At 57.0% G+C, this 23,114-nt stretch carries 26 protein-coding genes; 10 read left to right on the forward strand and 16 right to left on the reverse strand.

Annotated elements, in window-relative coordinates; genetic code table 11:
• Nucleotides 1-35 precede the first annotated feature (35 nt).
• Nucleotides 36-347 (reverse strand): hypothetical protein, encoded by a 312-nt coding sequence (locus tag CAFE_RS08635; protein ID WP_156990362.1) that lies wholly within the window; start codon nt 345-347, stop codon nt 36-38.
• Between the two features lie 233 nt (nt 348-580).
• Between CAFE_RS08635 and CAFE_RS08640 the strand changes: the two genes are divergently transcribed.
• From CAFE_RS08640 to CAFE_RS20475, 4 genes are read left to right on the forward strand one after another with little or no spacing between them, the layout of a single operon-like run.
• Nucleotides 581-928 carry a GIY-YIG nuclease family protein gene (locus CAFE_RS08640; protein ID WP_156990363.1) on the forward strand — a complete coding sequence of 116 codons (348 nt, stop codon included), beginning with the start codon at nt 581-583 and terminating at the stop codon, nt 926-928.
• A gap of 24 nt (nt 929-952) precedes the next feature.
• A complete protein-coding gene (locus CAFE_RS08645) occupies nt 953-1,690 on the forward strand; it encodes an AAA family ATPase (protein WP_156990364.1) in 738 nt (245 codons plus the stop codon).
• Nucleotides 1,691-1,720: 30 nt separating this feature from the next.
• Nucleotides 1,721-2,224: a class I SAM-dependent methyltransferase gene (locus CAFE_RS08650; RefSeq protein ID WP_321173058.1), complete on the forward strand. Its 504-nt coding sequence runs from the start codon at nt 1,721-1,723 to the stop codon at nt 2,222-2,224.
• The gene (locus tag CAFE_RS20475; RefSeq protein WP_321173059.1) at nt 2,158-2,487 is read left to right on the forward strand and encodes a hypothetical protein; all 330 of its coding nucleotides are present in this window, start codon (nt 2,158-2,160) and stop codon (nt 2,485-2,487) included. Before CAFE_RS08650 ends, CAFE_RS20475 begins: the two co-directional genes overlap by 67 nt.
• Before the next feature lie 180 nt (nt 2,488-2,667).
• On the opposite strand, the gene CAFE_RS08655 is transcribed toward CAFE_RS20475, so the two are convergent.
• From CAFE_RS08655 to CAFE_RS08685, 7 genes are all read right to left on the reverse strand, one after another.
• Nucleotides 2,668-3,243 carry a hypothetical protein gene (locus tag CAFE_RS08655; protein WP_139104070.1) on the reverse strand — a complete coding sequence of 192 codons (576 nt, stop codon included), beginning with the start codon at nt 3,241-3,243 and terminating at the stop codon, nt 2,668-2,670.
• A 147-nt stretch (nt 3,244-3,390) separates the two neighbouring features.
• Complete coding sequence (locus CAFE_RS08660) at nt 3,391-4,407, reverse strand: rod shape-determining protein (protein WP_066645693.1); 1,017 nt, start codon at nt 4,405-4,407, stop codon at nt 3,391-3,393.
• A 124-nt stretch (nt 4,408-4,531) separates the two neighbouring features.
• On the reverse strand, nt 4,532-5,095 hold the full coding sequence (locus CAFE_RS08665) for a Maf family protein (RefSeq protein ID WP_066645695.1): 564 nt from the start codon (nt 5,093-5,095) through the stop codon (nt 4,532-4,534).
• Nucleotides 5,096-5,131: 36 nt separating this feature from the next.
• Complete coding sequence (locus tag CAFE_RS08670; protein WP_066645867.1) at nt 5,132-5,389, reverse strand: DUF4321 domain-containing protein; 258 nt, start codon at nt 5,387-5,389, stop codon at nt 5,132-5,134.
• 28 nt (nt 5,390-5,417) lie between these two features.
• Complete coding sequence (gene dut, locus CAFE_RS08675; RefSeq protein ID WP_066645697.1) at nt 5,418-5,861, reverse strand: dUTP diphosphatase; 444 nt, start codon at nt 5,859-5,861, stop codon at nt 5,418-5,420.
• A complete protein-coding gene (locus tag CAFE_RS08680) occupies nt 5,858-7,948 on the reverse strand; it encodes a peptidase U32 family protein (protein ID WP_233452757.1) in 2,091 nt (696 codons plus the stop codon). The genes dut and CAFE_RS08680 overlap by 4 nt, the downstream gene beginning before the upstream one ends.
• Entirely contained in the window at nt 7,938-8,456 is a 519-nt protein-coding gene (locus tag CAFE_RS08685; RefSeq protein ID WP_066645698.1) for a cell division protein ZapA, read from the reverse strand. The genes CAFE_RS08680 and CAFE_RS08685 overlap by 11 nt, the downstream gene beginning before the upstream one ends.
• Before the next feature lie 370 nt (nt 8,457-8,826).
• Between CAFE_RS08685 and CAFE_RS08690 the strand changes: the two genes are divergently transcribed.
• The 3 genes from CAFE_RS08690 to CAFE_RS08700 all read left to right on the forward strand — a co-directional run bounded on the left by CAFE_RS08690 (nt 8,827) and on the right by CAFE_RS08700 (nt 14,961).
• Nucleotides 8,827-11,250, forward strand: coding sequence for a glycogen/starch/alpha-glucan phosphorylase (locus CAFE_RS08690; RefSeq protein WP_156990365.1), 2,424 nt, complete (start codon nt 8,827-8,829; stop codon nt 11,248-11,250).
• Nucleotides 11,243-13,114 carry a glycoside hydrolase family 13 protein gene (locus tag CAFE_RS08695; RefSeq protein ID WP_156990366.1) on the forward strand — a complete coding sequence of 624 codons (1,872 nt, stop codon included), beginning with the start codon at nt 11,243-11,245 and terminating at the stop codon, nt 13,112-13,114. Before CAFE_RS08690 ends, CAFE_RS08695 begins: the two co-directional genes overlap by 8 nt.
• 1,460 nt (nt 13,115-14,574) lie before the next feature.
• Entirely contained in the window at nt 14,575-14,961 is a 387-nt protein-coding gene (locus tag CAFE_RS08700; protein ID WP_066645872.1) for an MmcQ/YjbR family DNA-binding protein, read from the forward strand.
• A gap of 99 nt (nt 14,962-15,060) precedes the next feature.
• On the opposite strand, the gene CAFE_RS08705 is transcribed toward CAFE_RS08700, so the two are convergent.
• The 6 genes from CAFE_RS08705 to CAFE_RS08730 all read right to left on the reverse strand — a co-directional run bounded on the left by CAFE_RS08705 (nt 15,061) and on the right by CAFE_RS08730 (nt 19,235).
• Entirely contained in the window at nt 15,061-15,600 is a 540-nt protein-coding gene (locus CAFE_RS08705; protein ID WP_156990367.1) for a hypothetical protein, read from the reverse strand.
• 217 nt (nt 15,601-15,817) lie between these two features.
• Complete coding sequence (locus tag CAFE_RS08710) at nt 15,818-16,135, reverse strand: hypothetical protein (protein ID WP_066645705.1); 318 nt, start codon at nt 16,133-16,135, stop codon at nt 15,818-15,820.
• Between the two features lie 10 nt (nt 16,136-16,145).
• Complete coding sequence (locus tag CAFE_RS08715; RefSeq protein WP_156990368.1) at nt 16,146-16,928, reverse strand: hypothetical protein; 783 nt, start codon at nt 16,926-16,928, stop codon at nt 16,146-16,148.
• A 168-nt stretch (nt 16,929-17,096) separates the two neighbouring features.
• On the reverse strand, nt 17,097-17,372 hold the full coding sequence (locus tag CAFE_RS08720; protein ID WP_156990369.1) for a 4Fe-4S dicluster domain-containing protein: 276 nt from the start codon (nt 17,370-17,372) through the stop codon (nt 17,097-17,099).
• Between the two features lie 21 nt (nt 17,373-17,393).
• Entirely contained in the window at nt 17,394-18,770 is a 1,377-nt protein-coding gene (locus CAFE_RS08725; protein WP_066645710.1) for a glycine--tRNA ligase, read from the reverse strand.
• Between the two features lie 45 nt (nt 18,771-18,815).
• Nucleotides 18,816-19,235, reverse strand: coding sequence for a GtrA family protein (locus CAFE_RS08730; RefSeq protein WP_066645715.1), 420 nt, complete (start codon nt 19,233-19,235; stop codon nt 18,816-18,818).
• 217 nt (nt 19,236-19,452) lie between these two features.
• Between CAFE_RS08730 and CAFE_RS08735 the strand changes: the two genes are divergently transcribed.
• From CAFE_RS08735 to CAFE_RS08745, 3 genes are read left to right on the forward strand one after another with little or no spacing between them, the layout of a single operon-like run.
• The gene (locus tag CAFE_RS08735; protein WP_156990370.1) at nt 19,453-20,007 is read left to right on the forward strand and encodes a hypothetical protein; all 555 of its coding nucleotides are present in this window, start codon (nt 19,453-19,455) and stop codon (nt 20,005-20,007) included.
• A gap of 25 nt (nt 20,008-20,032) precedes the next feature.
• Nucleotides 20,033-20,503 carry a hypothetical protein gene (locus CAFE_RS08740; RefSeq protein WP_156990371.1) on the forward strand — a complete coding sequence of 157 codons (471 nt, stop codon included), beginning with the start codon at nt 20,033-20,035 and terminating at the stop codon, nt 20,501-20,503.
• A gap of 30 nt (nt 20,504-20,533) precedes the next feature.
• Entirely contained in the window at nt 20,534-20,995 is a 462-nt protein-coding gene (locus tag CAFE_RS08745) for a hypothetical protein (RefSeq protein ID WP_066645721.1), read from the forward strand.
• Here the strand turns inward: CAFE_RS08745 and CAFE_RS08750 are convergent.
• Together CAFE_RS08750 and CAFE_RS08755 are read right to left on the reverse strand one after the other, a co-directional pair.
• Nucleotides 20,992-21,714, reverse strand: coding sequence for a flavodoxin family protein (locus CAFE_RS08750; RefSeq protein WP_066645723.1), 723 nt, complete (start codon nt 21,712-21,714; stop codon nt 20,992-20,994). The genes CAFE_RS08745 and CAFE_RS08750 overlap by 4 nt on opposite strands.
• Nucleotides 21,711-23,060: a hypothetical protein gene (locus CAFE_RS08755; RefSeq protein ID WP_175391716.1), complete on the reverse strand. Its 1,350-nt coding sequence runs from the start codon at nt 23,058-23,060 to the stop codon at nt 21,711-21,713. Before CAFE_RS08755 ends, CAFE_RS08750 begins: the two co-directional genes overlap by 4 nt.
• Nucleotides 23,061-23,114 lie beyond the last annotated feature (54 nt).

Genomic DNA, 23,114 nt, shown 5'->3' on the forward strand with positions numbered 1-23,114 from the left:
ATCACGGCTTGTCAAGCGGAAGGCCGGGCCGAAATTTACCAAAGCTCGTTTTTGGTTCCGCAATACGGGCATTTGGGGGAATCCAGGTCGTATTTTTTATGACAGTTCGGACAGACGACCTTTTGAATGTCATCCTCTTCGGGCTTTTCGGGGGGCGGGTCAAGGCGCGATTCTAGGGCAGAGACGCGTTCCATCAGATCTCCAAGCTCAACCAGCGCCAGCCCGAGCGTGATCAGCAAAAAAACACACAGCACGCTGAAAAAATTCAAATTGCCCGTCATGAAAAATAGCAAAACGACGGAGGCGGGCAGAGTCAAAAGACCAACTGTTTTCAAAAAAGAAGACATGAATAACCTCCCGGTTCCCCTGGCGCGCCGAGAAACGGCGCGAGAAAAAGATTGGATCCCTTTCTCCATCATACCGCGAGGATCCTGTTTCTTCAAGGGAAATCTTCAGAAGAAAAACAAATCGCCGGGAAAGGGAGGCGTCAGCTTTTGCGAGGCCGGGCGCGCTTGATTTTCGGGCGCGGATAGCCTATGATAAAAAATAAGGCGGCAAAGCGCCGCGGAAACGGAGAACCATGATGGAAAAACAGGAACGAAAAGAGCGGCTCAGCGAATACCGCGAACGCAAAAAAATCGGCGGAATCTGCGCGGTTCGGAATATAAAAAACGGAAAAATGCTGCTGACGGCGGCGCCGGATCTGCGGGGCTTTCAGAACCGATTTGAGTTTTCTAAAACAACCGGGGGCGCGGTGAACCTGAAGCTGCAAAAGGACTGGGACACATTCGGGCCGCAGGCGTTCGAGTTTGAAGTGCTGGAAGAGCTGGAACAGAAGGAAACCCAGACCGCGAAGGAATTTTCGGAGGATTTAAAGGCGCTTTTGGAGCTGAAAACGGAGGGCTTCGACCCGGAAACGCTGTACTGATTAGGAAGCGGGAGGAAATTTACCATGCGGGAGCAGTATGTGAGCAAAGCGGTGCTGCGGCGCGATCAGGTGCCGGATTTTAACCGGTATCCGTTTTCCGTCCCGGCGGTGCATGCATTGACGGAACTGCCGCTGCATCCGAACGTGACGTTTTTAGTCGGGGAAAACGGATCGGGAAAATCAACGCTGACGGAAGCGCTGGCCGTCTGCTGCGGTTTCAACCCCGAGGGCGGCAGCCGGAATTTCAATTTTGAGACCTACCGCTCCCATTCGGAGCTGTGCGACTACCTTTCGCTGTACAGAGGCGTGCGGCACCCGCGCGACGGGTATTTTCTGCGCGCCGAAAGCTTTTACAACGTGGCGACCAGCATTGAAAAAATGGACGAGGGCGGAATGGGTCCGCAGATCAAGTGGAGCTACGGCGGCTCGCTGCATGAAAAATCGCACGGGGAAAGCTTTTTCGCGCTGCTGATGAACCGGCTCGGCGGGCACGGGCTTTACATTTTCGACGAGCCGGAGGCCGCGCTCTCGCCCCGGCGGCAGCTCGCGATGCTCTGCCGCATCGACGAGCTGGTGAAAGAAGAATCCCAGCTGATCATCGCGACGCATTCACCGATTTTGACCGCGTACCCGGACAGCGTCATTTACGAGCTTTCCGCCGACGGAATTCACCGCCGCGCATATGAGGAAACGGACAATTTCCGTGTGACAAAGGAATTTTTAAACCGGTATCCCCGCATGCTGCGGGAGCTTCTGGAATAGAAAGCAACCGATGCGATAAGGAGATAATTTATGGATCAAAGAGAAAATTATACAAAGATTAATTCGGAAACTTGGGACCGCTGGGCGCAGGACGGGAACGAATGGAGCGTCCCGGTTTCCCACGAGGAATTTATCCGTGCCCGAAAGGGAGACTGGAACGTGGTGCTGACGCCGGTGAGGCCGGTCCCGAAGGAGTGGTTCCCGCCGTTTTCGGGGCTGAAAATTCTGGGCCTCGCCAGCGGGGGCGGGCAGCAGATGCCTGTTTTTACGGCACTGGGAGCCGAGTGCACGATTTTCGACAATTCCGCCCGCCAGCTGGAAAGCGAGCGGATGGTCGCGGAGCGCGAGGGATACCGCATCGAAATCGTCCGGGGAGACATGACAAAGCCGTTCCCGTTCCGCGACGAAAGCTTCGACCTGATTTTCCATCCGGTTTCCAACTGCTACATTGAAGAGGTTCAGCCCGTTTGGAACGAGTGCTTCCGCGTCCTGAAGCACGGCGGCGTTCTTCTCGCGGGGATGGCAACGGCCTGAATTTTCTTTTCAACGACTACGACCGCCTGGTGGTGGAAAATCCGCTGCCGTTTAATCCGCTGAAAGATCCGGTTCTTTACGAAGAGCTGATGAAAAACGACGACGGGCTGCAGTTCAGCCATACGATGGAGGAGCAGATCGGCGGCCAGCTGAAAGCCGGGTTCCGCCTGACCGAGCTTTTTGAAGACCGCGACCGGCCGGGAAACGGAAGGCTGCGGGATTTTGCGCCGACCTATCTCGCGACCCGCGCGGTAAAGCCGTAACAAAGAAGGGCTCCTGCAAAATTTATGTTTTGCAGGAGCCCTTTTTGTAATTCAAAACCCCCCGGCTGTGTAGGGTAAGAAGCCCCCGGACGCCCTTGAGGCGCAGTCGGCGTAACAGGGTTTTGCCCGCATAGGAATTACCCCCCGGCTGTGCCGGGGGGTAATTATTGGATGACCGGATTATGATGATTGCGGAATCTTCAGATTGAACGCCTGATCCGAGAATTTTACGGACTGAGCCAGCGTTACCGTATCTTCCCTGCTGAACTGTTCTGCGTTCAGGAATATCGCATAATTTATGCCGCAGTCTTCTTTTGAAAAAAACACATACCACATCGTGGAATTCAGCGCGTTTTTGTCAACAATATTCTTTTCAGAGGCTTCGGACGCAGAATATAAGTCGAAGCTTACCTGAACGATGGCGGCGGGCACCTCGCAGTGCTCCAAAGGCTCCATCTTCGTCAAATACTCGGCATGATTCCATGGCGGCGAGACGTCGATCAGCTGTCCCTTTTCGAATTTACAATCCAGGTTGTCATAGATCTCGGCTCCGCCGTACGAATTCCAGCCGGGCGGCGTGGTGTCGGATGCTTTTTTGGCAGCGCAGCTTCCGGTGGATTTCAGGCAAAACAGATTGCCGCCCAGAAAGCCTAATTCCTTGTTGTAACCTCCGTCGGACAAGGTGTCCGGCAAGCGGTAGGAGATATATTGGTTGATCGAATCGGCCGGATTTGCCGCCGTCTGTTTCGTAGACAAATTTTTTCCGCCCGGGTTTTCAGCCGTTGAAACAGAGGAGTTGGAGGCTCCGCAAGAACAAAAGTTGAATGAAATAAGCAAAAATGAAAAAATCAGAATCATTTTTTTCATGCGCTCAGCTCCTTGCATGCGATCGGACTGACGGACTCAGCGTTTTTTATCCGCCTTGTAGTAAGAGGACGGCATGGTGATTTCCAGCTGTTTGCCGGTTCCGTTGACCACGCAGTCCAGCGGGTCGTCCGCGACATGGACCGGCATGCCGGTTTCCTGCTCCACCAGACGGTCCAGCCCGCGCAGCAGCGCGCCGCCGCCGGTCAGCATAATGCCGTGGTCGATGATGTCCGCCGAAAGCTCCGGCGGAGTCTTTTCCAGCGTGCTCTTGATCGCGTCGACGATCAGGGCCAGCGGGTCGCTCAGCGCTTCGCGGACTTCCCCGGCGCTGATGGTGACGTTTTTCGGCAGGCCGTCGACCAGATTGCGGCCCTTGATCTCTACGGAAGCGCCTTCGTTGTCTTCCGTCGGGAACGCCGAGCCGATCTTGATTTTAATTTCCTCCGAGGTGCGTTCGCCGATCAGGAGGTTGTACTTCTTTTTTACATAGGAAATGATGGATTCGTCAAACTTGTCCCCCGCGCAGCGGACGGAAACAGAGGTGACGATGTCGCCGAGCGAAATCACAGCGACCTCCGCGGTGCCGCCGCCGATGTCGACGACCATGCTGCCGGTCGGTTCGGAGACGGGCAGCCCGGCGCCGATGGCGGCGGCCATCGGCTCTTCGATCAGCTCCACGTTATTGGCGCCGGCCTGACGGGCGGCGTCCTCCACGGCTCGGCGCTCAACCTCCGTAACGCCGGAGGGGATGCAGATGATGATATGCGGCTTGGAGAAAGCGTTCGCCTTTACCGCCTTGCGGATAAAGTGCTTCAGCATCGTCGCGGTAATGTCGAAGTCGGCGATGACGCCGTCCTTCATCGGACGTACGGCGACAATGGAGCCCGGCGTGCGGCCGATCATCTCCTTCGCCTGCTTTCCGACCGCCAGAACGGTGTCCGAACGGACGTCGACCGCGACGACGGACGGCTCGCGCATGACGATTCCTTTTCCCTTCATAAATACCAGGGTATTCGCGGTACCCAGATCAATTCCTATATCCTTTGAAAACATCTGTTTTTCCCCTTTCAAGTCATCCGGGCCGGGAGCGGTGCCGGAAGCTCCGATCTTTCCTTATTATAACCCGAATGCCGGAGATTCTCAATATCTAATTCCAGAATTCCGTGCCCGCGGCGGGCTACTCGTCTTTTTCCTGCAGTCCGGAGAGAATCCGGTGTATTTTTGAAATCGGCAGGCCGACGATATTGTAGTAATCGCCGTTGATCCGCTTGACAAACAGCGCGCCTCGGCCCTGAATCCCGTAGGCCCCGGCCTTGTCGAGAGGCTCCCCCGAATCGACATAGGCGTCGATTTCCTGTTGCGAAAGCGCGTAAAACTCGACCGACGTGCACTCGTGGCCGCAGATGAGCTTTTTGCCGCTGATTACGGTATAGCCGGTGTAAACCTGATGTACGTTGCCGGACAAAAGCTTCAGCATGGCTTTTGCCGCATCCGCGTCCTTCGGCTTGCCGAGGATTCTGCCCTTGAGCACGACGAGGGTGTCGGCGGCAAGAACCACGGCCTCCGGGTGCTGCTTTGCGACGGCCTGCGCTTTGCGCGTGGCAAGCTGCTCCACAATCTGCATAGGCGGCGTTCCGTGCAGAAAGGTCTCGCTGACATTTGCCGGCGCGGCGGTAAATTCATAGCCGGCCATTTTCAGCAGTTCGCTGCGGCGCGGCGATGAAGATGCAAGCAATAACATGGTAACGAAACTCCTATCTCTTTTGATGAATTTTCTTTAGCGGATTCTGTTGTACGCCAGAATTGCGGCAAGCAGCAGAAGCGCCTGCGCGACGTGCAGGTTCACGGTCATGCCGAACGTAAAGCGGAGAACGGACAGGTCCACGTTCACGGGTGAAATTCCGAAGCTGGCCCCGGCGCTTAAAAAGGAGAGAAAGCGCACGCCGGCCGCCGCGTCGGAAGCGGCTTTGCCCAATACGACCGCCAGAACCAGCAGGACGATAAACAGAAGCGTTTTTAGAATACCCTTTTTCATGTAAAAAAACATCCCCGACAATAATTGCCTATTTTCCGGTGGAGCCGAACCCGCCGTCGCCCCGGTCCGTCTCGCCCAGGTCGTCCGTTTCCAGAAGCTCCGCCTGAAAAACCGGCGCCACGACCAGCTGGGCGAACCGTTCCCCGGGGGAAAGAAGATAGGAAGCATCCCCCGAATTGACGATCCCGACGATCAGCTCGCCGCGGTAGTCGCTGTCAATGACGCCGACGGCGTTCGACAGCGTAATGCCGTGCTTCACCCCAAGGCCGCTTCGCCCGAAGATGAGCCCGACGGTATCCGGCCCGGGCAGCGCGACCGCCACGCCGGTCGGAATGCGGTAAAGCCCGCGCGGCTCAATCAGAACCGGTTCGTCGATGCAGGCGTAAAGGTCCAGCCCCGCGGCGCCCTCGCTGCCGCGCGTTGGCAGCACCGCGTTTTCCCTGAGTTTTTTAATTTTTACCGTTTTTTTCATGCATCCTCCCGCCGGGGAGCGAAACCGCGGTAGTACAGCCCCCGCGTAAAGGAGTTCGGCTCCGCGGCGCCTCCGGTTCCGTTTTCCGTGTCGTTGATGATCCGTTCCGTCTCGCCCGCCGATTCCGTCGAAAAGCGAAGCAGGCCGAAATCGATTCGCTCCACGTCGTTCCCGCGCCCGGCGAGGGACAGCGGGACGGAGTTGAGCACCTCGCTGCACGCGCCGTAACACTGCACGGGGAATTTGACGCCCCGTCGGTCGGTCAGCTCCGGCGGCGTTTTGCAGGAAAGGCAGCCCTTTGGCGAATTCGCCGCCGGGCAGTTCCGGCAGAGCATCAGCGGAAGCCTGCCGTACAGGAAAAGCCCGCGCGGCGTGTTGCCGCCGATCTTCGCCGCCTGACGCAGCGTCAGCTCAAACGAAAGCTCCGCGTCGGCGACGCCGAGGGCGCGGTAGGATTCCAGCGCCGGGGTATTGGTTATGTTCAGTGAAAAACCTCCGTGGACGGTAAAGCCGCAGTCCAGCGCGAGCCGGACTGCGTCGAGCGTGCCGGCCCACACGTGGCTGATTCCCGCCGCCTTTGCGTTTTCCAGGCTGCGGCGAACCGCGTTTTCCATGCCGAACATGCCGCGCGGCAGCTCGACCGCCGCGGGAAAGCCGTCCTCGAGCAGTTTTGCAAGGCGGCGCGGCTCCGTGCGATAAGGGACATAGCAAAGCTCCAGCCCTTTGGCGTTTTCCGGAAGTTCCGTGCCGACAAAGCGGGCGCGCAGCCGGAAAGGAGCAGCTCGGTGCGGCTCCTTTCCGGGATCGGCGCAGTCCGCCCATGAAATCGCGGGACGTTCGGCGCGGCGGCTCAAAAGGGCGTCGAGCGCCTCGCGCCGCATCCGGTTCAATTCCGAAACGGGAACGGCCAGGCCTTCGTCAAGCTCCACCCGGGTCTCGCCCGCGAAAAACGGAGTTCCGCCCGTCTTTTGAAGCTGACCGGAACAGCGGTCGGCGTCGAGCGCGCGGTGCGCCGCGCGCTCCGGAACCATCCCGGAAACGGTGGCCTTGCCGCCGTTCAGGTCGGCGGCCGTCAACTGCATCGGCTTATTATATTTTATTTTCAAAGTAAAATCAACGGGAATTTTCATAAATTCTTTGGAATAAAGATTTCGAAGGCCGGAAAGCACTTCTCCGGTCGCCGCGGCGGCGTCTTCCTTCGAACGGACGCCGAACATTTCCCGCCCGCGCTTGCCGTCCGGGTAGCCGGCGGTAAAACCGGAGCGCGAAAAAACCGCGCCGAGGCTTTGCAGCAGCTCGGGCGGGATTTGCTTTCCGTCCGCCGCAAGGCGGCAGGCGGCAGCGGCGGCGGCGACGTACTCCGGCCGCTTGAGCCTGCCCTCGATTTTCGCGCAGACCGCGCCCGCTTCGGAAAGCTCCGAAAGCCGGGGGATCATCGACAGGTCCTTCAGGCTCAGGTCGTGCCCCGTGCCGCCCGGGGCCGCGAACGGCAGGCGGCAGGGCTGGGCGCACATGCCCCGGTTGCCGCTGCGCGAGCCGAGGACGGAGCTGAAATAGCACTGCCCGCTGACCGACATGCACAAAGCGCCGTGAACGAAGGTTTCCAGCTCGATCGGGCATGCGGAATGAATCTCCCGGATTTCAGCGAGAGAAAGCTCCCGCGCCAGAACAACGCGCGTAAAGCCGAGGCCGTACAGCGCCTTTGTGCCGGACGGCGTGTGGACGCCTGTCTGTGTGGAGGCGTGCAGTTTCAGGCCCGGCGCGTGCCGGAACAGAAGGGACGCGAACCCCAGATCCTGCACGAGCAGCGCGTCCACCGGCAGGGAGCAGGCGAATCGCGCGAAATCGAGCGCCGCTGGGAGTTCGTCGTCCAGCAGCAGCGTGTTGACCGCAAGGAATACCTTGACCCCGCGCGCGTGGCAGTACCCGACGGCCTCCCGCAGCTCCGCGTCGGAAAAGTTTTTCGCGCCCGCGCGCGCGGAAAAACGGCCCCCGCCGAGGTAAACGGCATCCGCCCCCGCGCGGACGGCCGCCGTCAGGCTTTCCGGCGAACCGGCCGGAGCCAGAATCTCCATGTTACGGTTCATCGGTTTTCTTTTCAAAAAAGCTCATGAAGCCCTCCGGGTCCGGGCCGTCCTCCTGCGGGGTTACGCGGGAAAAGCTGCCCGTCTGCGGGCGGGGCACGTCCGCACCGGGAGCAATCGGCGGCGCTTTTTCGGCGGGAGCGCCCTCCGGAACCTCTTCGCCCGCCGCGGAAAGGCGGGAGCGCAGGGTCTGGATCTCGCGCTTCAGGCGCTCGATTTCCCTGCGGGATTCCTCCGCCTCCAGACGCGCGTGGGAAGAATCCTCCAGGTAATCGCGAATCTGCGTGCGCAGATTTTCAGCCGCGTCGGCCGCCTTGTGGGCCTCGTCGCAGTAGCTTAACGCGGCGGTGATTGCAGCCATCGTGGCGGAAATACGCTCGTTCCGGTCCATGAACGCATCGATGGCCTTCTGAACCTCGTCGCCGACGGAGCGCATGTAACCCTCGCTGTCCTCAGAACTGATGACGCATTCACAGCCGCAGATGTTCAGTTTGATCCTGTTCTTGCTCAATCCATTCATTCCCTTTCATGAAGCCGCGTTTGATATATAGCCTATTATAATCTATTTCACTATAATATGAAAGTGATTTTCGTCACTTTTTCTTTCCGCTTTTTGCGCGCCGCGCCGGAAAAAACGGAACCCGCCCAAACCGGACGGGCGGGAATGTAAAATTTGTTGAAGTTGCATAAATATCGAGAAAAAATCTCTTCCAATAAATCTTTGAAAACCGAAAGCAAAATTTTGTAGAAAAACCGCGACGCAATAAGCAAAACGGGCAGTTTTGCACCGTGTTTGCCTTTGGGGGCGCTGGCCTTGATAAAAGAATTAAATTGGTGTATCATATACAGAAATACTTCTGCTTTTTAGGAGGAAGAATCCGATGATTTACCGGCAGCCGATCAGAAAGATCCAGGAGTCTGTTAACAGTATGCTGGAGCTGGTGTTCGGGGTCAGCTTGAAAAACGCCACGGATGAGCAGTGCTACAAGGCGGTTGCGCTCTGCGTGCGCGACCGGATGGAAAAGGGGCGCAGCGAATTCATTCAGCTTGCGGAGCAGACGAAGACCAAGCATATTTATTACCTCTGCATGGAATTCCTGCTGGGCCGTTCGCTGAAAAACAGCCTTTTTAATCTGGGACTGGAAGAGGATTACCGCAAGGCGCTTGCCGGGCTCAATCTGAATCTGGACGCGCTGTACGAGCAGGAACCGGACGCGGGGCTGGGCAACGGCGGCCTCGGCAGGCTGGCTGCCTGCTTTCTCGACGCGATGGCGTCGCTGGGGATTCCGGCGACGGGGTATTCGCTGCGCTACGAATACGGCATTTTCCGGCAGAAGCTGGTGGACGGCTGGCAGACGGAGCTGCCGGATTTCTGGCTGCCGGGCGGCAAAATCTGGCTCAGGAGCGAGCCGGAGAAAAGCGTGGAGGTGCGGTTCAACGGCCGCATCGACGACTACTGGAACAACGGGTTCCATGTGGTGAACCATAAGGATTTCACAAAGGTGATGGCGGTGCCGAGCGATTTGTACGTCCCCGGCATCGACGGGCGCGGCGTGAGCCGGCTGCGCCTGTGGGCGGCGACCAGCGAGGACTTCGACATGAGCCTGTTCAACGGCGGGGATTACCTGCGCGCCGTGGAGCAGAAGGCGATGGCGGAGACCATCACAAAGGTGCTGTACCCGGAGGACAACCATCCGGAGGGCAAGAGCCTGCGCCTTTCGCAGCAGTATTTTCTGGTTTCGGCCGCCGTGCAGGACATTATCCGGCACCACCTGTTCCGGAACCGTACGCTCGACAATCTGCCCGACTGCATCGCAATCCATCTGAACGACACGCACCCGGTGCTGGCGATTCCGGAAATGATGCGCGTCATGATGGACGAATGCGGATACGGATGGGATTCCGCATGGGAAATTGTACAGAATGTATTCGCCTACACCAACCATACCGTAATGTCGGAGGCACTCGAATGCTGGGGCATCAACCTGTTCCGGTCGCGCCTGCCGCGCATTTACCAGATCGTGGAGGAGATCAACCGCCGGTTCTGCGCCGGAATGCACAACAAGGGTGTGGACGGGTATCAGGTGGGCCGCATGGCGCCGTGGAACGACGGCTTTGTCAAAATGGCGAACCTTGCGGTGGCCTCCTGCCACAGCGTGAACGGCGTTTCAAAGCTGCATTCCGAAATTTTAAAAGACCGCGTGTTCCACGACTTCTACACCGAAATGCCTGAAAAATTCACCAACGTGACCAACGGGATCGCCCACCGGCGCTGGCTCTGCCAGGCAAACCCCGGCCTTGCGGCGCTTTTAACCGAGCTGACCGGCGACGGCTTTGTGCGCGATGCCGCCGAGCTGGAAAAGCTGATGAAATACAAAAGCGACCCGGCGGTGCTGGAAAAGATGGCGGCGGTCAAGCGGGAAAACAAGATCCGTCTGGCAAAGTACGTCAAGCGGGAAAACGGAGCCGACCTGGACCCCGATTCGATTTTCGACGTGCAGGTCAAGCGCCTGCACGAATACAAGCGGCAGCACTTAAACGCGCTGCAAATTCTGACGGACTATCTCCGCTTATGCGAAAATCCGGAGATGGAGTTCACGCCGCGCACCTATCTGTTCGGCGCAAAGGCGGCCCCCGGTTATTACTTTGCGAAGCAGATCATCCGTTTTATCGTCGATCTGGGCAAAACGATCGACGCCGACGAGCGGGTCAATAAAAAAATGAAGGTCGTTTACCTTGAGGATTACCGGGTCACGCTCGCGGAGCTGTTGATGCCCGCTGCGGACCTCAGCGAGCAGATCTCGCTTGCGGGAACGGAAGCCTCCGGCACCGGCAACATGAAATTCATGATCAACGGCGCGGTGACGCTCGGCACGCTGGACGGCGCGAATGTCGAAATCCGCGACGCGGTCGGGGAAGAAAACATGATTTTGTTCGGCATGGACGCGCAGGAGGCCGAGGAGCGGAAAAAGGCCGGATATCAGCCGCGTGCTTTCGCGGAAAAAAATCCGGAGCTGCAAGCCGCGCTGAACGCGGTGGAAAAGGGCTTCTGCGGCGTCGATTTCCGCGACATTTCCAATTCCCTGCTCTCTTCCGACCCGTACATGGTGCTGGCGGATTTCGACTCCTACGACAAGGCGCGGCACAAGTCGGAGCGGCTGTATCGGGACGCGGATCAATGGAGGAGCATGTGCCTTGTGAACACGGCAAAGGCGGGGATTTTCTCCGCGGACCGCGCGATTCGCGAATACGCCGAAAACATCTGGCACGTAAAGCCTGTTCCGGAGGGGAAACGGCATGTTTAATTCCAGAAATCCGATGCACCGGGACCCTGTGGGCGCGGTGCCCGCGGGAACCCGCGTGCACTTTAAAATCACGCTGCCGCGCGGCCTGGGCTGTTCCGGCGCGCAGCTGGTCATGCGAAACGGAGCCGATGGGCGCGAGGAGCCCTGCGGCCTGTTCTGGTGCGGCATGAACGGCGACGGCGCGGAGTGGTGGGAATGCCATTTTGAAGCCGAAAAGCCGGGCGTTTATTTCTACGATTTTAAACTGGAAACGCCCTGCGGCCACCGGCGCCTGACGCGCGGGCCGATCGGCGAGGCCGTGTTCGACGGCGGTGCCCTGTGGCAGCTCACGGTGTATGAAAAAGAATTCAAAACGCCGGACTGGCTTGCGGGCGGGGTGATCTATCAGATTTTTCCGGATCGCTTTTTTTCCTCCGGGCAGGCGAAAACCGGAGTTCCGGCGGACCGCAGGCTGCACGAAAGCTGGGACGAATCCCCGGACTGGCGGCCCGACGGGCAGGGAAACGTCACAAATTCCGACTACTTCGGCGGCGACCTTGCGGGCATCCGCGAAAAGCTGCCGTATCTGAAATCGCTCGGCGTAACGTGCCTGTACCTGAACCCGGTTTTTGAGGCGCACTCCAACCACCGGTACAATACGGCGGATTACACGAAGATCGACCCGCTGCTGGGCACGGAAAAGGATTTCCGCGCCCTTTGCGCCGAAGCGGCTAGTATGGGAATCCGCGTGCTGCTGGACGGCGTGTTCAATCACACGGGCAGCGACAGCGTCTATTTTAACCGGCAGGGGCGGTACCCGGGAACAGGCGCGTACCAGTCGAAGAAATCGCCGTATTATCCGTGGTACCAATTCAAAAGCTGGCCGGAGCAGTACGCCTGCTGGTGGGGGTTCCCGACCCTGCCGAACGTGAACAAGGAAAATCCGGAGTACCGGGAGTATATCTGCGGGGAAAACGGAATCATCCGCAGATGGCTGCGCGCGGGCGCCGCCGGGTGGCGGCTGGACGTGGCGGACGAACTGCCGGATGAATTTCTGGACGCTCTGCGGCAAGCGGTCAAACGTGAAAATCCGGAAGCGCTGCTGGCGGGCGAAATCTGGGAGGACGCCTCCAACAAGATCGCTTACGGCAAACGGCGGCGGTACCTGCTGGGGGAACAGCTCGACAGCGTGATGAACTATCCGTTCCGCAACGCGGTGCTTGGGTTCCTGACCGGCGGCGACGCAGCGGCGTCTATGGAAACGATTCTGTCCGTTCTGGAAAACTACCCGCCGCAGGTTGTCCGGGTTCTGATGAACAACATCGGCACGCACGACACCGAGCGCGCGCTGACCGCGCTGGCGGGGGAGCCGCGCCGGAACCGGGGGCGGCAGTGGCAGAGCGAAACGCGGCTTTCGCCGGAACAGCGGACGCGCGGGCTTGCGTTGATGCGCTGCGCATCTTTTTTGCAGTACACCCTGCCGGGCGTTCCGTGCCTGTACTACGGCGACGAAGCGGGAACGGAGGGGTACGCGGACCCGTTTAACCGCGCGCCGTTCCCATGGGGGCGTGAGGACGGGGAGCTGACGCGGTGGTACCGGTCGCTGGGAAAGCTCCGCGCCCGGTGCGCCTGCCTGAACGGCGGAAATTTTCTGCCCGTCGCGGCGGACGGAGACGTTTTTTCCTATGTGCGTTCCGGCGGCGGGGACGCCCTGCTCTGCGCGGCGAACCGTTCGACGGAGGAACGCCGCGTGGTGGTTCCGCCCGAATGGAGCGGGGCGGAGGCGGTGTTCGGGACCTTGCCGGACACGCGCGGCACGCTGATTCTGCCGCCGTTCGGGACGGCGGCGCTCCGCCGCGTTCTCGACCGGACGGGGCAAAGATAAAGAAAATAAGGCCGCGCGGACGCTTCTGCGCCCGCGCGGTCGTTTTGTCGGCGGCCCCGCCGTTTCAAAAGGACGGAGAGCCATGCTGCCTGCGGCACCTCTCCTGATAAGAGCGTGCCCAATTCTGCCTGATTCAAAGAACTCCTTTTCACGCGCTTTGCACTTTCCCGCCTCTCAAAACGGAAAAGCCGCCGGTACCGGGCGGCGTGTTGCCGCCCCCGCGGAGAGAATGGCGGCACGAAATTTCCGGGTTCCGTGCCAAAAAAATACGCGGGAGCGGGCGTTTCGCCCGATACAGGGCACAAAAAAGCACCGGTACGGAATTCTCATTCCATACACCGGCGCGCGTGAAAAGCAGGAATTTTTTTCGCCCCTTTTTTCCCGCTCTGTACAAAACAGGGGGAATGAGGTATAATATTACCTGCAAATGCGCGGTTTTACCGCTGTGTATGGAGGGTGGTTCTCCGTATGCAGGGGGCGAGGTGTGTCACCACCTTGTCCCTGCTTTGCACTTTTTTATGTGCCTTACAAGAAACAGTATACCGCTTCTTTCCATAAATTTCAACTTAAATTCTTTTTTTCTTGTTTTTGAACTTGTTTTTTTTATTTTTTTCTTTTTTATCTGGGCGCTTAAAATGCGGCTTTCACAGTTGCGGCGCAGCAATTCTAATTTTTATTTGGGGCAAGGTGCCCCTTAACCCCTATTTTTTCTAATTTTCTCTCTGTCCTCAGGCCGGACGGGCCCCTACTTTCTGATATAGCAGAAAGTAGGCAAAGACTATGTAGGGGGGCTTCAAATTCCCGTAAAAAGAGCTCCAAACGCCCCCCTACACCCCGACTGCCATCATAAAGAACGGGAATGTTCTTGAAACGCAGTGCTTTTCCTTGACGTTCCCAATTCTTTCCCTGCGTTCTTAGTTAGAAGCGTACAGGGAATCGATAGATTGAAAGCAATCTTTTTCAAAGCTGAGTGATATATTTAAGTAAGCTTGAGTCAAGGTAAGCCGTCGATTTCAGCTTCCCTAGAATAACGCAGTGGCTTTCTCTCCGGAGCCCCCGTCGTCAATGAGAAGCAGTGGGCTTTAAGAACATCGCTTTTCCCTTTGACAGGTGCCGGGGGGCGTCGGGGGGGACGGTTGGAGCCCTCCCTACGGGAGTTTGAAGTCCCCCCCGACCCGTACTTTGCATACTTTCGTACGGGACCGAAAGTATGGGCCCGTCCGGCCTGAGGACAAACTAAATAAATTGAAGAAATTATGGTTAAGGGGCACTTTGCCCCAGTTTAAGAAATATTTCTTCTCTGCGGCTGCGTAAGCCGCTTTGCGCCCCCAAGCCTCTGGGGAAAAGAGACCAGGAAAGATTGACTTACCCCGAATCAAAACGCTATAATGATGAAAGCGGAAAAGTTTCCCCGCGCGGGCGCGTACCCAAAGAAAAGGACGGACAAGGGGAGAAAAGAAATGAATCGCTACGACTGGCTGGATGAGACGCTGCTCCGCAATCCCGGGGCGGAAAAGGATTACAAAGAGGAATGGGAGTGGCACCGCTATCTGGTGGACGGAAAGATGTTTGCCGCGACCTGCGAGCCGGGCCAAAAGTACGGAATTTACGGCGGGCACGAGCTTGTAACGCTGAAATGCGAGCCGATGCTTTCGGAGCTGATGAGGAAGGAATACGCGGATATCCTGCCCGGCTTTTACATGAACAAACAGAACTGGATTTCCGTTTTTCTGGACGGGACGGTGCCGGACGACGTCCTGCGGGATCTGTGCGGGCGTTCCTACCGGCTGGTGTTTGAAAAACTGACGAAGAAGGCTCAGCGGGAGATTCTCGAAAAACAGGGATAACCGATGAGTCCGGGCTGAAAAAGACTGTATAAAATGCGCCAGGAACGGGATCGCAACCGCGTCATGGCGCATTTTTCATTTTGATGGGAAAGAAAAGCTCTATCCCCGGTAATAGTCCAGCATCGCCTGCGCGCCGTCGTCGGTCAGGGTGATGCTGCCCGAGTCCAGCCTCGCGGTGTCGAACAGGAATCCGGGCCTTTTCCCGCCTTCTTCGACCGCTTCTTCGAACGTGGCAAACGCCGCCGATTCCCGGACCATCTGATCGTCAAAACCGGGGACCGGACTTTCGTAATCCAGAGCGATCAGCCCGCGGTCCTCAAGCGAGGTGATGATTTCTCCCAGCTTTTTGACGGTTTCCACATCATCCTCCGGCCCGCGGACGACGACCGGCGCGAGCGCGACGGATTCGAGGTCGTCCTCCCGGCTGGAGCCCATGACGAACCGGGATACGGGCGTCGCGCCGCCGCTGGAAAGTTTGCCGAGCAGTTCGGCTTCCTCGTCGGTCAGCGGAAAGGGAAGGTTCCTTTTTTCGACGGATTTTTTTGTAAGATACAGTCGGCAGGATTCACACAGCGGGTTCCCGGGGACGGGGCCGGAGCATCCGTTTTGATCACAGCGGTCGCTTTCAGTGTTTTGCATCGTTTGATTTCCTCATTTTCTATTTTGTTGTTTCATAGGGATTGCCCGCCATGCGAAAGCGGTTACCGAAGGTCGCAGCTCGTCCTGCATGTCCGTTCTCCTTTCGGAGCTGCTTTCCTTTATTTTACCCCATTGCCCCGCCGATGTACATAGAAACAGGCGCAAAAGAAGCCGCGCGAACGGTTTTCCTGTTGGCGCGGCCTGTTTTCGGGGGAGATTACTTGGCGCCTGTTTTCAGAGCGTCCCGCAGGGAAGACGCCGGTTCCGCGCTTTCCGGTTTTAAACCGACTTCCCCCGCGCAGAGGGGCATGTCGGCGGAGGAATAACACGAAATGCGGCCCGTCTGCATATTCAAAATCTTGACCGGCTCGCGGTCAACCATCAGGTCGGCCAGCGCCCGGCCCATGGACTGCTCATAAGTTCTTTTTACAGGAATGAGAACCCGCCTGCGCGGCCTGCAGCGTCGGTCTCTGAAATCGTTTTCCGATTTTGAGGAATCCACGCGGTCGATGTTTGTTTTCTTGCTTTCGTGCATACCAGTAACCTCACTCGTTCAGATTTGTCATGTTTCTGATGAAATCAATGCTGAATCTTCTCAAAAGCCTTGAAACGATACTCAGCTTTTCAGGCGGAATATGGATTTCCCGGTTGCTGTCATAGGACATGATGGCGCAGATGTCGCCTTTCTTGTTATGAACGGGGACGCAGATCCAGAACGCGATGTCCTGGGTCTGCTCCCGCTGGTACTCCGTCAGGTTCTCGGAGGACGATTTTTTCAGGTTGGGCTCGTAGACCACGCAGTCCCGCTCCGCGTAGCAGGTTCCAACCGCGCCCTGCGGATGGGGGGACACCTGAAAGACAAGTCCGTCTCTGACCGCTTCGTCCGACAAACCGGGCAGGTTTTTCATGGCGAAGCATTTAGGACGCCGTCGATTTATTTTTATACGTCCTAATCCTATTCTATTCCAAATATTTTTTTTTGGTGTGCAGATTCTTACATTCAAACTGAATTCCAGCCCTGTTTCGCCTAAAATCCCTTTAAACGCCTCCAGAAGATAATTCTTGGACTGGCGGATCAGATAATTCTGCTGTTCGGTTCTGCTTTCAAGCTCAAAGGTTTGCCGGATGCAGGAGGTGCCCAGCGGAAAAAAGGTTAAAACAACCCCGAAAAAAGAAAAACCGTCCTTAGCAAGCGAAGCGGTTTCCTCCGGAATCCCCATTTGCTTGCAGAGCGACAGAAGCAGCCCGGACTGCCCGAGGGACTGGAACAAAATCGGCAGTGCGAACAGAACGAGGAATTTGACGGTCAGTCTGTATCTCGCGTCCATTTCATTTCCCCGGCTTTCCCAACGGATTCCGATTTCCCCGAGCGGCCTCGGTTTTTTTGCCGCGCGGGCCTTCCTATTCTATTTATATTCGGATTCGGAAAGAAGTTATGACGAAAAAACCCGCGCCGAAGAGAATTCTCTCGGCGCGGGTTTTGGGCGGAAGGCCGGTCAGGCGTGCTCCGCGTAAAACTGATGGTATTCACCCAGCATGTATTTGCGCAGGTTCGGCGTATCCAGACCGTAGGGGCAGTGATTTTTGCAGTGATTGCAGTGTGTGCAGTTGTTGATCCGTTCCAGCCGCGCTTTAAACTCGTTCGTCATGTACTGCTTTGACGGCGAACGGGTCGGCAAAAGGGAAATCCGGGCGGCCGTCCCAATCGGGATTCCGGCCGGGCAGGGCTGGCGGCAGCCGCGGCCCCGGCAGAACGTGCCGGCAAGCTCCAGGCGGTTATGCGATTCCGCCGGCTAAAAGTCGGTTTTGCTTTCCAGGTAGCCGGTCAGCTTGTCGATGGCGATGCGCTCCTGCTTCATGGTGTCGCGGTCGCGCACGGTCACGCAGCCGTCCGTTTCACTGTCGAAGTCGATGGTAATGCAGAACGGCGTGCCGATTTCATCCTGGCGGCGGTAGCGTTTGCCGATGGAGCCGGCATCGTCGTAATCCACCGCAAAGCGTTTGGCAAGCACGGAGTAAACCTCCTGCGCGCGGTCGTTCAGCTTTTTGCTCAGGGGCAGCACGGCGGCCTTATAAGGGGCAAGCGCCGGGTGCAGGCGCAGCACGACGCGGGTGTCGCCGCCCTCGAGCGTTTCCTCGTCATAGGCGTCGCAGAGGAACGCGAGCGCGACGCGGTCCGCACCGAGGGAAGGCTCGATCACATAGGGGACGTAGTGCTCCTTGGTTTCCGGGTCGAAGAATTCGAGGCTCTTGCCGGAATGCTCCTGATGGCGGGAAAGATCGTAATTGGTGCGGTCGGCAATGCCCCACAGCTCGCCCCAGCCGAACGGGAACAGGTATTCGATGTCCGTCGTCGCCTTGGAGTAGAACGAAAGCTCCTCCTTGTCGTGGTCGCGCAGACGGAGATTCTCTTTCGTGAGGCCGAGGTCGTGCAGCCATTTTTCGCAGAAATCTTTCCAGAAATGGAACCAGTCGAGGTCGGTATCGGGCTTGCAGAAAAATTCAAGCTCCATCTGCTCGAATTCGCGCAGGCGGAACAGGAAATTGCCGGGCGTAATCTCATTGCGGAAGCTCTTGCCGATCTGTGCGATGCCGAACGGGATTTTTCTTCTGGTGGTGCGCTGCACGTTCGCAAAGTTGACGAAGATGCCCTGCGCTGTTTCGGGGCGAAGATAAATTTCGTTTTTCGTACCCTCCGTCACGCCCTGAAACGTCTTGAACATCAGGTTGAACTGGCGGATGTCCGTGAAATTTTCGCTGCCGCAGTTCGGGCATTTGATGTGGTGCTCGCGGATAAACTCCATCATCTTGTCGTTGCTCCAGCCGTCCGCGCTCTCGCCGGTGAAATCCTCAATCAGCTTGTCGGCGCGGTGGCGCGTCTTGCAGTCGCGGCAGTCCATCAGCGGGTCGGAGAATCCGCCCACGTGGCCCGAGGCGACCCACACCTCCGGATTCATCAGAATCGCGGAGTCAAGCCCGACGTTATAGGGGCTTTCCTGAACGAACTTTTTTCTCCACGCGGCTTTGACGTTGTTTTTGAACTCCACGCCGAGCGGGCCGTAGTCCCACGCGTTGGAAAGCCCGCCGTAAATTTCGGAACCGGCGAACACGAAACCGCGGTTTTTGCACAGGGCGACGATCTTCTCCATGGTTTTTTCTGTTGCTTGCATGCTGCTTTTCCTCCAGATTCGCACGGACGCTGGCTGCGCCCGCCGTTATTTTTTGCGGAATATGACAAGTTTGCTTAAGACGTAATTAATGACGACGACGATCACGTTGTCGACAGTTTTGGACAGAAGCCCGTTCCACGCGAGCATGTCGATGAACAGCCACATGCAGGCGTAGTCCACGCCGAGCGAAAGCAGGCGCGCGGCGAGAAAGCTGAGCAGCTCCCGCCAGAAGACGTTTGCCTGAAAGCTTTTGCTGCGGAACACCCACAGCTTATTGGTGAGAAACGCGAAGGCGACCGCCAGAATCCAGGCGAGCGCGTTTGCGGCCTGCCACTGCCAGCCGAGGGAATTGTAACAGACCTCAAATACGACGATGTTGATGACGGTGGTGAGAACGCCGAAAATCAGGTACAGAATCATTTCCGGGCTGGTGAGAAAACGCCATAATTTTAAAATCCGGTTCATGCTGGCCTCCCTGCGCGAACGAATAGATATAGTTTACCATTCCGGAGGGATTCTTTCAACAAAAATGGAATATTTTCAATTTCCGCGCAAAAAACCGGCCCGGAAATGCCCAGGCCGGTTTTTTCGGAAAAAGAATTGGACTAAATTGACAGAATGAAAATTCAAAAGTATAATATAAAAGAATATGATTTCAAATCGAGAGTAAGGAGAAGAACATATGGAAAAAAAGAATTTGCGGAAAACCGAGGGCCTGCCGTTCACGCTTGGCATTGCGGCGGGGGTTGTTTTACTGCTGGAGACCATTCTTTCTTTTAATCTGAGCCCGATTATAACAGACGTGACCCTGTCTTCCATGGGGCTGAAGTCTTCCGCGGCGTCAAGCGGAATCTCGGGCGCCGGACTCATCGGTACGATTATTTCGTTTCTTATCGTGCCGGGCATATTCCTGTTGCTGCTGATCCTGGGCAAAAACAAGGAAAAACGCGGCAGCGCGTTCGCCATTGTGTGGATTGTCATTGCGGGGCTCTATATTTTATCCGGTCTGTTTTCAATGCTGAAAGGCGGCGAACTGCAGCAGCAGATCACCGCGGCGGTCGACGCGGTGATGCCGGGCGGATACTGGATTGAGAACGCGCTTTCCCTGATTGGCTGCGGACTGATCATCGCTTCTTGCGTCGTGTTTTGGAGACGCCTGCACGAGCCGCCGGTTTTCGACAAACCGGAGTCCGAGCCGCAAAACGGCGAAACTCCTCCGTCGGACTCAAATACATAAGAACTTTTTCCTGCGGTGGAGGAAAGTGAGGAAGGACAACGTGGAACAGGAATACCGCAAAACCAAAGGCGCGCCGTTTGCGCTCGGCATGGCGTCCTGCCTTCTTTTCCTTCTGTCCGCCGCTTGCGTGGTCCCTGTCGCCTCGTACTTTTTGGGGATGCTTTCGGTTTCCCCGGAAAACGCCGCGTCATGGTACCGGGGTTTGGCAGCCGAATGTTTGCTGAACCCCGGCATTTTTATGCTGATTCTGTTTTTGGGCAGGCGGTGGGAAAAGCGGGGAAGAACCGTCGCGGAATTCTGGGCGGCTGCGGGCGGATTCTTTATGCTTTCCGTACTGATCCACGACGGGAGCCTGACGTGGTTCTTTGTGCCGGGCCGGTCCGCTCCGGTGTATGGATCCTATCGGGCGGCCGTGCTTCTGCGCTTTGCGGGCGGCGCGCTGATGACCGCCGCCTGCGCGGTCTACCTTGCCAGACTGAAAAAACACGGATATTGACCCGCGATCCTTTCCGACAGGAGGAAGAGCATGGAATACAGGCAAAGAGAAACCGAGGGGGCTCCCTATGTTCTGGGAATGGCGGCGGGAGTCCTGCTGATCTTCGCAAGCGTGCTCTGCGGCGGTTTTGCCGCGAAGCTTTTCGGGGCGTTCGCGGCGGAAGAACAACGGCTTGTCCTGTTTGGAGTTTTCTGGCTGCTGGCAGTGGAGACGGTGCTGAACCCCGGCGTCTTTATGCTGCTGCTTCTTTCCGGAAAACACCGGGAAGAGAGGGGGAAGCCCTTCGCCGTCCTGTGGGCTGCGGTTGGGGCGTATACGGTGCTTTCGGTCTTTTTTCCAATTTCCGTCTCCGGTGTTTTCAGAATGGAAGGAGGAATTCCATCTCTTTTTTTCGCGGAAGCCGCGATGTCCGCAGCCTTTCGCTTCGCGGGCGGCGCGCTGATGATCGCCTCCTGCGCGCAGATCTACAAGCGGCTGCAAGGGCGTGCCTAGTCCCGTTTGAAAACGAACGGCGGTTTGCCGTCGAGCCAGCCTTGGGTTTGCCAGTACCGGTAGTCAGGGGTAGAATTCCTGAAATTTTTCACCATCCAGCGGCACAGAGCAAAATAAAACCGGACGAACAACGTGGGCGCGCTGTCTTGCTTTGAGACGGCGCGCCAAAATTTTTCGGCGCACCGGTCGATTTCTGCCTCGTATTTTTTCTGTTTTTCCGGGGGCATGGAATCCCAGTCCAGTGCGAAAATGCGGAAGCCCTTTTGATACACTCGGTTGATTCCCCAATATTTTATACAGGTTGCAATCGGCTTCATAGCGGATTTGATCCCGCCGCCCGCCGCGGTCGAAAGAACAAACGCCTTTTTCCGGAAAAACTCCGGCCTGGGCCGATGATTGATAAAAAGAAACGGGTAATGGTCCAGAAAGTTCTTCATGCCGCCGGAGGCCGACATCACATAGACGGGCGTCGTCAGAAGGAGCGCGTCCGCTTTCAGCATGGAGTCGAGAATCGGGCCCGAATATTGCCGGTGCGGGCAGAATTCCTCGCCGCGCGTCACGCAGGCGGCGCAGCCCTTGCAAAACTCCGGAAGGTCCCTCGGAAGAAAGAATTCATCCGCTTCGACTTCCCCGCGCTTTTTGAGGGCCTCAAGAAACAGTTCGGCGGCCCGGAGGGTGTTCCCCCTGCGCGGACTGCCGTGAATCACCGCAATTTTCAACGTACCGCTCCCGTTCTTTCAATCCGATGAACGGATTTTTTCTCAGGATAGCATTCCGGCGATGCCGCCGCAAGAGGAGACACCTTAAAACAGCGACGGGCGGGCGGCTCCTTCAGGTAGGCGCGCAGCTTTGCCCAGATCCGCTGCATTTCAAGGAACTGCGCGTAATGCTTTTCGACGTTTTTCCGGTAGCTGTTCAGCTCGGATGATATTTTCATAAAGCTGTTGTTTTGAAAATAGGCGCAGATTTTGGGTAGCGTGCGGGAAAGCTTTTCCTGCGTTTCGCGCATGATCTGATCGTATTGGTCCCTTTGCGTGATATAAACGAAAAGCGGCTTGTAACGCACCCAGCCCAGACAGGCGGCGTAAAATCTGGAGACAACCGGTTCCGAATCGGCCTCAATGCGCTTCAATTTGTTCGGCAGAACCCCGTCCATCAGGTGCTGATAAGTGGAGAATCCGTCGTGGAACGCGTAGCACGGGACTCGCAGGACTTTCCGGTCGCTCAGACAGGTGCTTAAAAACGTATCCTCGCCCCGGGCCCCGGGCGGATTGTAAAAGGGGAAAACGCGCTCCGGCCTTGTCAGATTGAGACAGAGGTTGGCGCCGGTGATAAATTTGGCGCGGTTGATTTCCGGAACCTCTTCCACGGTGCGGTTCACCAGAACCGACGGATCGGCATAGGTGACGCCGCCGTTGTTCATGACGGCGCGGAGGCTATCCCAGTTCAAAACATCGTTGCTGATCGCTTCGATGAAAACTCGGAAGTCGCTTTCCGTCAGGATTTTGTTGAACCGGATGTACGGAATGGGGGAGATGTATCCGCAGTGGTATCCGTTGGTGATGTCGGCCCGGCGGATGTAATCCAGGTGCGTGGTTAAAACCGCCTGACCGCCCCAGACGGCGCTCTTGTGCGTATTGGTAACGGCGAAGGGATATTCGTCGTCGTCCAGAAAGACGAGGTAATCGATTCCGGATTTGACCGCCTTATAAAGAATGGCGTTTCTCTTTGCGGCATAGCCGCTGCCGAAAAACAGGTCCGCCTCCTTTTGACTGAGGACGTTCTGCTCCACAAGGGCGGCGATTTCCTTACGCAGGGCGCCGCGGCCGATAAAATGGGCCTCGTCGATCAGGTTTAAAAGATCCTTATGGATGCCGGTGAAATGAATCGGCTTCGCGTTCGAATATTTCAGGTCGTACGCCACCAAAAGATTCAGACTGACGTCCTCGTTTTCCGTCAGGCCGTACTCCTTCCAGTTGTAGACATAGGTTTTCAAAACCTTCTGAAAGCTTTTCCGTCCAGTCGCAAATCCGATTCCTACTTTGATTTTTTTGTCGTTTTTCACGGCTTGCATCTCCTTTCCTCCGATGTGTCATTAAAAATCAGCCAATGAATGAAG

It is taken from the genome of Caproicibacter fermentans (assembly GCF_009746625.1).
GTDB lineage: Bacteria > Bacillota > Clostridia > Oscillospirales > Acutalibacteraceae > Caproicibacter > Caproicibacter fermentans.

What these genes read in the sequence shown, in the direction of transcription:
- CAFE_RS08635 (WP_156990362.1), bottom strand. Translation starts at nt 347, where the DNA reads ATGTCTTCTTTTTTGAAAACAGTTGGTCTTTTGACTCTGCCCGCCTCC.
- CAFE_RS08640 (WP_156990363.1), top strand. Translation starts at nt 581, where the DNA reads ATGATGGAAAAACAGGAACGAAAAGAGCGGCTCAGCGAATACCGCGAA.
- CAFE_RS08645 (WP_156990364.1), top strand. Translation starts at nt 953, where the DNA reads ATGCGGGAGCAGTATGTGAGCAAAGCGGTGCTGCGGCGCGATCAGGTG.
- CAFE_RS08650 (WP_321173058.1), top strand. Translation starts at nt 1,721, where the DNA reads ATGGATCAAAGAGAAAATTATACAAAGATTAATTCGGAAACTTGGGAC.
- CAFE_RS08660 (WP_066645693.1), bottom strand. Translation starts at nt 4,407, where the DNA reads ATGTTTTCAAAGGATATAGGAATTGATCTGGGTACCGCGAATACCCTG.
- CAFE_RS08665 (WP_066645695.1), bottom strand. Translation starts at nt 5,095, where the DNA reads ATGTTATTGCTTGCATCTTCATCGCCGCGCCGCAGCGAACTGCTGAAA.
- CAFE_RS08670 (WP_066645867.1), bottom strand. Translation starts at nt 5,389, where the DNA reads ATGAAAAAGGGTATTCTAAAAACGCTTCTGTTTATCGTCCTGCTGGTT.
- dut (WP_066645697.1), bottom strand. Translation starts at nt 5,861, where the DNA reads ATGAAAAAAACGGTAAAAATTAAAAAACTCAGGGAAAACGCGGTGCTG.
- CAFE_RS08680 (WP_233452757.1), bottom strand. Translation starts at nt 7,948, where the DNA reads ATGAACCGTAACATGGAGATTCTGGCTCCGGCCGGTTCGCCGGAAAGC.
- CAFE_RS08690 (WP_156990365.1), top strand. Translation starts at nt 8,827, where the DNA reads ATGATTTACCGGCAGCCGATCAGAAAGATCCAGGAGTCTGTTAACAGT.
- CAFE_RS08695 (WP_156990366.1), top strand. Translation starts at nt 11,243, where the DNA reads ATGTTTAATTCCAGAAATCCGATGCACCGGGACCCTGTGGGCGCGGTG.
- CAFE_RS08700 (WP_066645872.1), top strand. Translation starts at nt 14,575, where the DNA reads ATGAATCGCTACGACTGGCTGGATGAGACGCTGCTCCGCAATCCCGGG.
- CAFE_RS08705 (WP_156990367.1), bottom strand. Translation starts at nt 15,600, where the DNA reads ATGCAAAACACTGAAAGCGACCGCTGTGATCAAAACGGATGCTCCGGC.
- CAFE_RS08710 (WP_066645705.1), bottom strand. Translation starts at nt 16,135, where the DNA reads ATGCACGAAAGCAAGAAAACAAACATCGACCGCGTGGATTCCTCAAAA.
- CAFE_RS08715 (WP_156990368.1), bottom strand. Translation starts at nt 16,928, where the DNA reads ATGGACGCGAGATACAGACTGACCGTCAAATTCCTCGTTCTGTTCGCA.
- CAFE_RS08725 (WP_066645710.1), bottom strand. Translation starts at nt 18,770, where the DNA reads ATGCAAGCAACAGAAAAAACCATGGAGAAGATCGTCGCCCTGTGCAAA.
- CAFE_RS08730 (WP_066645715.1), bottom strand. Translation starts at nt 19,235, where the DNA reads ATGAACCGGATTTTAAAATTATGGCGTTTTCTCACCAGCCCGGAAATG.
- CAFE_RS08735 (WP_156990370.1), top strand. Translation starts at nt 19,453, where the DNA reads ATGGAAAAAAAGAATTTGCGGAAAACCGAGGGCCTGCCGTTCACGCTT.
- CAFE_RS08745 (WP_066645721.1), top strand. Translation starts at nt 20,534, where the DNA reads ATGGAATACAGGCAAAGAGAAACCGAGGGGGCTCCCTATGTTCTGGGA.